Origin of the sequence: Nitritalea halalkaliphila LW7, assembly GCF_000265075.1 — a bacterium.
GTDB classification, from domain to species: domain Bacteria; phylum Bacteroidota; class Bacteroidia; order Cytophagales; family Cyclobacteriaceae; genus Nitritalea; species Nitritalea halalkaliphila.
In genome coordinates this window covers 1-6,770 of sequence record NZ_AJYA01000049.1, presented here as the reverse complement: position 1 = coordinate 6,770, position 6,770 = coordinate 1, and the positions used below count along the sequence as shown (strand labels likewise).

Annotated in this window: 5 protein-coding genes and 2 pseudogenes; all 7 read left to right on the top strand. The window is 48.9% G+C overall.

What is annotated here, in order from left to right; genetic code table 11:
* Window positions 1–194: pseudogene (locus A3SI_RS18400) on the top strand (thiamine pyrophosphate-dependent enzyme); the annotation flags it as partial.
* Window positions 195–342: 148 nt separating this feature from the next.
* A complete protein-coding gene (locus A3SI_RS13595; RefSeq protein ID WP_009056778.1) occupies window positions 343–1,056 on the top strand; it encodes a tetratricopeptide repeat protein in 714 nt (237 codons plus the stop codon).
* A 97-nt stretch (window positions 1,057–1,153) separates the two neighbouring features.
* Entirely contained in the window at window positions 1,154–1,639 is a 486-nt protein-coding gene (ribH, locus tag A3SI_RS13590; protein WP_009056777.1) for a 6,7-dimethyl-8-ribityllumazine synthase, read from the top strand.
* A 30-nt stretch (window positions 1,640–1,669) separates the two neighbouring features.
* Window positions 1,670–2,998 (top strand): aspartate kinase, encoded by a 1,329-nt coding sequence (locus tag A3SI_RS13585; RefSeq protein ID WP_009056775.1) that lies wholly within the window; start codon window positions 1,670–1,672, stop codon window positions 2,996–2,998.
* Between the two features lie 84 nt (window positions 2,999–3,082).
* Window positions 3,083–4,798: a M14 family zinc carboxypeptidase gene (locus A3SI_RS13580; protein ID WP_009056773.1), complete on the top strand. Its 1,716-nt coding sequence runs from the start codon at window positions 3,083–3,085 to the stop codon at window positions 4,796–4,798.
* On the top strand, window positions 4,795–5,139 hold the full coding sequence (locus tag A3SI_RS13575) for a DUF6787 family protein (RefSeq protein WP_009056771.1): 345 nt from the start codon (window positions 4,795–4,797) through the stop codon (window positions 5,137–5,139). Before A3SI_RS13580 ends, A3SI_RS13575 begins: the two co-directional genes overlap by 4 nt.
* A gap of 84 nt (window positions 5,140–5,223) precedes the next feature.
* Window positions 5,224–6,770 (top strand): annotated as a pseudogene (locus A3SI_RS13570) (ABC transporter ATP-binding protein); the annotation flags it as partial.

Below are 6,770 nucleotides of genomic sequence, written 5' to 3'. Positions count from 1 at the left end.
GTGACCCGATCGAGCAGGTGAAAGCCACTTAGAAATAGGCTGATGACCGAAGAGGAGATTAAGGAAATCGATAAGCGCGTAAAGAAACAAGTAGAGGATGCTGTGAAGTTCGCTGAGGAGTCTCCGTGGCCAGATGGCAGGACGCCTTTAAAGATGTGTACCAGCAGGAAGACTATCCTTTCGTAATGGAATAGGCCCTCCCGGGCCAAAGGGAAAGCCGGTGGATGAAAACTACCGGCTTTTTTATTTGCTACAGGCTAGGATAATGTAGAGAGAAAAGAAAGGCAAGTTTTGTAAATGAACAAAAGAAATATAACTTTGCGGAGCAAATTTTAGTAGAGCATGGCGAAGAAAACAAGCACGAAGGAACCTGTCAATCAGGGAAATGAAGTATTAGAGAATCCAGAAGCGATCGCGAGCAGCTTAAGCCGCGGTGAAGATTTCGTAAAAAAGAACTCCAAAATCTTCGGAGGTATCATCGCAGCGGTGATTTTACTGATGGCGGGGATTCTTTATTTCCAGATCGACAAACAAAATAAAAACAAGAAGGCGCAGGCAGAAATGTTCCAAGCCGTTTATTATTTCGAACAAGATCAAACAGACTTGGCACTAGCTGGTGATGGCGAGTCCAAGGGCTTTTTAGATATTATCAAGCAGTACGGGGGCACCGATGCGGCCAACTTAGCTCATTATTATGTAGGGTCTATCTACATGTCCGAGTCGAAGTACAGCGATGCAGTAGATTATTTGAAGAAATTTTCTGCAAATGATTATTTCGTGCAGGCACAGGCTTTCGCGCTTTTAGGCGATGCCTACTTAGAGCTAGAGAATACGAAAGAGGCGATTTCTTTTTACAAGAAGGCAGCTAATCACCGTGAGAACAAATTCTTTACCCCTAAGTATTTACTGAAGTTAGCGATCGCTCAGGAAGCTGCAGGCGACCTGAACGCTGCCATCGGTACGCTATCCGAAATCGAAGAAAAATATTTCGAATCTTTCGAGTACACGAATGCACGTAAACACAAGGCCCGCTTAGAAGGCCTTGCTTCTCGCTAATGCGTAACTGCTTACACACATGCATGAAACGAAAGAGTAAGGCCCCTATCGGTCTTACTCTTTTTTATTTAGCTATACCTTATAACAGAAGAAAAAGATGGCCAGCAATTTAAAAAACCTAAGTAGCTACAGCACCCACAAGCTTCCCGATATTAGTGGAAAAAAATTTGGAATCGTCGTATCCGAATGGAACGACAGCATCACAGAAGCACTTTATTCAGGAGCCTTAGATACCTTGCTCCGTCATGGTGCTAAAAAGGAGAATTTATACCGCTACGATGTCCCTGGTTCTTTCGAACTGACCCTCGGTGCTCAGTACCTGGCTCAAGAGGAAGAAATCGACGCCGTCATTTGCTTGGGCTGTGTCATCCAAGGAGAAACGCGGCATTTCGACTTTATCTGTGACGCCGTCGCACATGGGATTACCGAAGTCGGCATGAAGTATAACAAACCGGTGATTTTCGGTGTTTTGACCCCCGACAACCAGCAGCAAGCTTTAGATCGTGCAGGTGGCAAGCATGGAAACAAAGGGGATGAAGCGGCCATAACCGCGATCAAAATGCTCGGCTTTTTTCAGTCCTAAACTAGAACGTAATTAACCGTTAATACAACTATGAGAATCATGAAGTTTGGGGGCACTTCGGTAGGAAAGCCGGAGCGCATGCACCAGGTACTGGACTTGATTACCCGTGATGAAAAGCGTAAAATCGTCGTCTTGTCCGCACTTTCTGGCACGACGAACGCGCTGGTACAAATCGGAGAGGCTTTAGCCGAGGGAGATAAAGATAAAGCGAAAAACCTCATCGACACGCTCCATGCGCACTACAAAGCCTTCGTCGAGGAACTCCTCAGCAGCACAGCAGCCAAGTCTAAGGCGAATAAAATCGTAAAAGAGCACTTCGAATTCTTAGAAATTCTGCTTAAAATCTCGTTTAACGAAGCAATTAACCGAGATATCTTGGCACAGGGAGAGCTACTTTCTACCAAGCTATTCTACACGCTGTTACAGGAAAAGGACATCCCTGCGGTATTTTTACCCGCCCTGGACTTCATGAGCATCGACGAAAACAATGAGCCTGAGCTGGCGAAGATCCGCGAAAAGTTACAGCAGATTCTCGGTCGCTACCCACAGGACCAACTTTTCGTCACACAAGGGTACATCTGTAAAAACCACAAAAACGAGGTGGACAACCTCAAGCGCGGGGGCTCCGACTATACCGCTTCCCTTATCGGTGCGGCCAGTCAGGCCGAGGTTATCGAGATCTGGACCGATATCGATGGCATGCATAATAATGACCCGCGTGTGGTGAATAAGACGCGACCGGTAGCTAAATTGTCCTTCGATGAAGCTGCAGAGCTCGCTTATTTCGGTGCTAAAATTTTGCACCCCGCCTCTATTTGGCCAGCCCAGCAGGGAAATGTGCCCGTAAAGCTTCTGAACACGATGGATCCTGACGCACCAGGGACCACGATTACGAGCCAGGAAACGGGTAAAGGGGTGAAGGCCTTAGCGGCCAAAGACGGCATTACTGCGATTAAGATAAAGTCCAGTCGCATGCTGTTAGCCTATGGCTTCTTGCGCCAGGTATTTGAGATTTTCGAGCGCTACAAGACGCCGATCGATATGATTACCACTTCTGAGGTGGCCATTTCCCTAACCATCGATGATACCAGCCACCTGAAGCAGCTGCAAGAGGCGCTGAAAGATTTCGGCACAGTGGAAATCGATGCTAATCAAACGATTATTTCAGTAGTCGGCAACCAAGTGGCGAACGAGAAGGGCAGCTTGGCAGGCATTATGAACTGCCTCACCAACTTCCCAATCCGTATGGTGTCGTATGGTGGAAGTCGTCATAATGTATCCATTTTGGTGGATGCTCAGTACAAGCAGCAGGCCCTGCAGCAGTTAAATGAAGGCCTTTTTAATTGGGAGGCAGAATAATCGGTTTAATGGAAAGGAAGTGTAGGCATTTTTCATCAATTTTAGGCATGAAAAAACTACACTTTCTTTTTTGCTTTTTTTTTCTTGGCATCTGGCTTCCTTTTGGCGCGGCAAGCGCCCACTGACCGGGCGTATGAGACCCTTTTCGAGCGCAGTGGAGGGAAGGAGACACCGCCCTATGAGGAGGTTATCTCCTATTTTCAACGCTTAGCTGCAGATTTCGAGGCGGTCCGCATGCTTCCGATGGGCATTACCGACTCGGGAGAGCCCCTACATCTCGTCCTTTTAGATGAGCAGCTCGACTTCGACCCGGCCACTTGGCATGAAAAGGGGCGACCAGTCGTATTTATCCAAAACGGCATTCACCCGGGAGAGCCGGACGGCATAGATGCCAGCATGCTGTTTCTGCGTGACATTTTATTAAAAAAAATCCCCCACGATCCGCGGGTCGCCCTAGCCATCGTCCCCGTGTATAACGTCGGCGGCCACCTTAATCGAAATACGCATAGCCGCGTAAATCAAAACGGGCCAGAGGCTTACGGTTACCGCGGAAATGCACGGAACTACGATCTTAACCGCGACTTCCTGAAGGCAGATACCCGAAATGCCCGGAGCTTTCAGCAGCTATTTCAGTTTTTAAAGCCTCATATCTTTATCGATACGCACGTCAGTAATGGAGCCGACTACCAGCACGTCATGACGATGATTTCCACCCAAAGCGATCGCCTCGGCGGCCGTGCAGGTAGTTATTTACGGGAGCACATGAATCCGACCCTGTATGCTGAAATGGAAAAAAAGGGCTTCCCCATGATCCCCTACATGAGCGCCTATGGCAGCAAACCTGAGGACGGGTGGCCACAGTTTAAAGACCTAGGCCGCTACAGCAGTGGCTATGCGGCGCTATTTTCTACCATCAGCTTTATGCCGGAAACCCACATGCTCAAGCCCTATGCAGATCGGGTAGCCTCTACCTATGCCTTTTTCGAGGTAGTCTTAGAGGTGCTCGCAGCATCAGGGGCGGAGATAGTGGCCCATGTACAGGCCGATCGTGCGGCCATCCAGCATCAAGAGCTATTTCCTTTAAATTTCGTTTTGGACCGCAGCCGCTCTACCCCCATGACCTTTATGGGCTACCGCTCTGGACAGAAACCTTCCGCGATTTCCGGAAAGGACCGCTTGTATTACGATCGCGAACAGCCTTTCACGACGACGGTACCCTTTTATGAGTTTTATAGTCCAAGTCTCCAAAAAAAGGCCCCAAAAGCGTATGTGATTCCACAGGGTTGGTATCCCGTCATCGAAAACCTAAAACGCAATAACGTGCGACTTCAGGCGCTGGAACGGGACAGCAGTTTTCAGGTGACCGCCTATAAGATCGCAGCGTACCAGACCTCCAGTACGCCATTCGAAGGACACTTCATGCACCGAGACGTAAAAGTGGAAGAAGCGCAGGAAGTGCGGCAGTTCCGCAAAGGAGATTATCTGGTCTTACTCGACCAAGAAGCGAATCGATTTTTAATCGAAGTTTTGGAACCCGAATCAGAAGATAGTTTCTTTGTGTGGAATTTCTTTGATACCATCCTACAAGCCAAAGAAGGATTTTCTGCGTATGTATTTGAGGATTTGGCCGCTAGCTATCTCGAGGAGCAGCCTGAATTAAAGGCCGCACTGGAAAGCGCGAAGGCGGCTGACCCCGAACTGGCCGCTAGCGGGCCGAGACAGTTACGCTGGGTGTATGAGCGCTCCCCCTGGAAGGATCCCGCACATATGCGCTATCCCGTATACCGAATAGAACGATGAAAAAACAAGATATAGCCTCTAAATCAACGGCACGCCCCCACTTCATGACCCGACTAAAAGAGAAGTGGGGCTTGAAAAGCATGTGGCAGGTCGTTTTAATCCTCCTCGTTTTCGCCCTCACCGGAACTACCGTGCTGCTAATTAAGCAGCCACTGCTCCAGTTTCTGGGAGTGGATATGAGTCAGGGAGGCGCCTGGAAAACCGTCCTCTACTTACTCTTCGTACTTCCCCTTTACCAGTTGATTTTACTCTTTTACGGTGCCCTGCTCGGGCAATTTTCTTTTTTCTGGGAGAAGGAAAAAGCCCTTTTCAGAAGGATCTTCGGAGGGCGCACATCTTAAGCAGAAACAAGGGTGAAAGAAACGTGTTTTCATTGGGTTAGGAGTGGTTTAAGAGGTAAATTTGCAGATTAGATTAAGAGAATAATGGCGAAGAAACGAGGGATAGCCCTGGAAGAGCACGAAAAGCGAAAGTTAAATAAGGAAAGTTTCAGTAAACTGAGTGGAATATTCCGCTTTATACTCCCCTATCGATTCAAGTTCTTTCTCGGCTTAGGATTCTTATTATTTTCCAGCCTTACCTTGCTGACCTTTCCATTCGTGGCAGGTAAGCTTATCGATGCTGCGTCGGGGGAAGGCTGGTGGATTAATGACATCAACAGTATAGCGTTTTTACTGCTTGGGATTTTACTCATCCAGAGTGTCTTTTCCTTTTTCCGTGTTTGGTTATTCGCCCTAGTGAGCGAGCGCTCCATGCGGGACATTCGCATCGCCCTGTACGGCCGACTCGTGCAGCTTCCGATGACCTTTTTCGATAAACGCAGAACGGGCGAGCTTATCAGCCGCATCACCTCGGATGTCAGCCTGCTGCAGGATGCTTTTTCCACGACACTCGCAGAGCTTTTCCGCCAGCTGGTCACGCTCATCGCTGGGGTAGCTTTCTTGTTATTTACTACGCCGAAGCTTACCCTCTTTATGTTGGGAACCTTCCCCGTGTTGGTTGTCATAGCGATGGTTTTCGGTCGGTACATCCGGAAGTTATCCAAGCAGACGCAGGATGAGTTGCTGCCGCCAATGTCATCGTAGAGGAGACGCTCCAGTCTATATTCACGGTAAAAAGTTTCTCCGGTGAGCGTTACGAAAGTCAGCGCTACGAAAGTGGCCTGAACCGTGTGGTCCATGTCGCCTTAAGGGCTGCCGGATTCCGAGGGGCCTTTATCTCCTTCATCATTTTTGCGCTATTCGGCGGAATCGTGGCTGTGATGTGGTATGGGGCTTCACTTGTCGCATCGGGTGCCATGAGTGTGGGGGATCTGGTCTCTTTCGTTCTCTACACCACCTTCATCGGAGGCTCTATCGCAGGCCTTGGAGACATCTATGGACAGCTCCAGAAGGCGATCGGCTCCTCTGAACGCGTGCTGGAAATCTTAGAGGAAACCCCAGAGGCACTGGCCACCGCATACGAAGCAGTTCCGCTAAAGGGAGACATTGCATTTAAGGATGTGCAGTTTGCCTACCCGACACGAAAAGAAGTGACGGTGCTGAAGTCCCTTTCTTTGCGCATCGGCGCAGGGGAAAAAATAGCACTGGCAGGACACAGTGGAGCAGGAAAATCTACCATAATTCAGCTACTGATGCGTTTTTATCCCCTAGATAAAGGGAGCATACAAGTAGATGGCCGTAGTTTAGAAGAATGGAACCTCGCTCAGCTGCGTAGTCACATCGGTATCGTACCACAGGAGGTACTGCTCTTTGGCGGCAGCATCCGAGAAAATATCGCCTATGCACGTCCAGAGGCTACGGAAGAAGAAATCATCCAAGCGGCGAAAAAAGCGAATGCTTGGCAGTTTATAGAAAAATTCCCGGAGGGCTTGGATACCTGGTGGGAGAGCGGGGCATCAAGCTTTCTGGCGGGCAGCGTCAGCGCGTTGCGATCGCGCGTGCGATTTTAAAAGATCCTGCCATCCTTATTT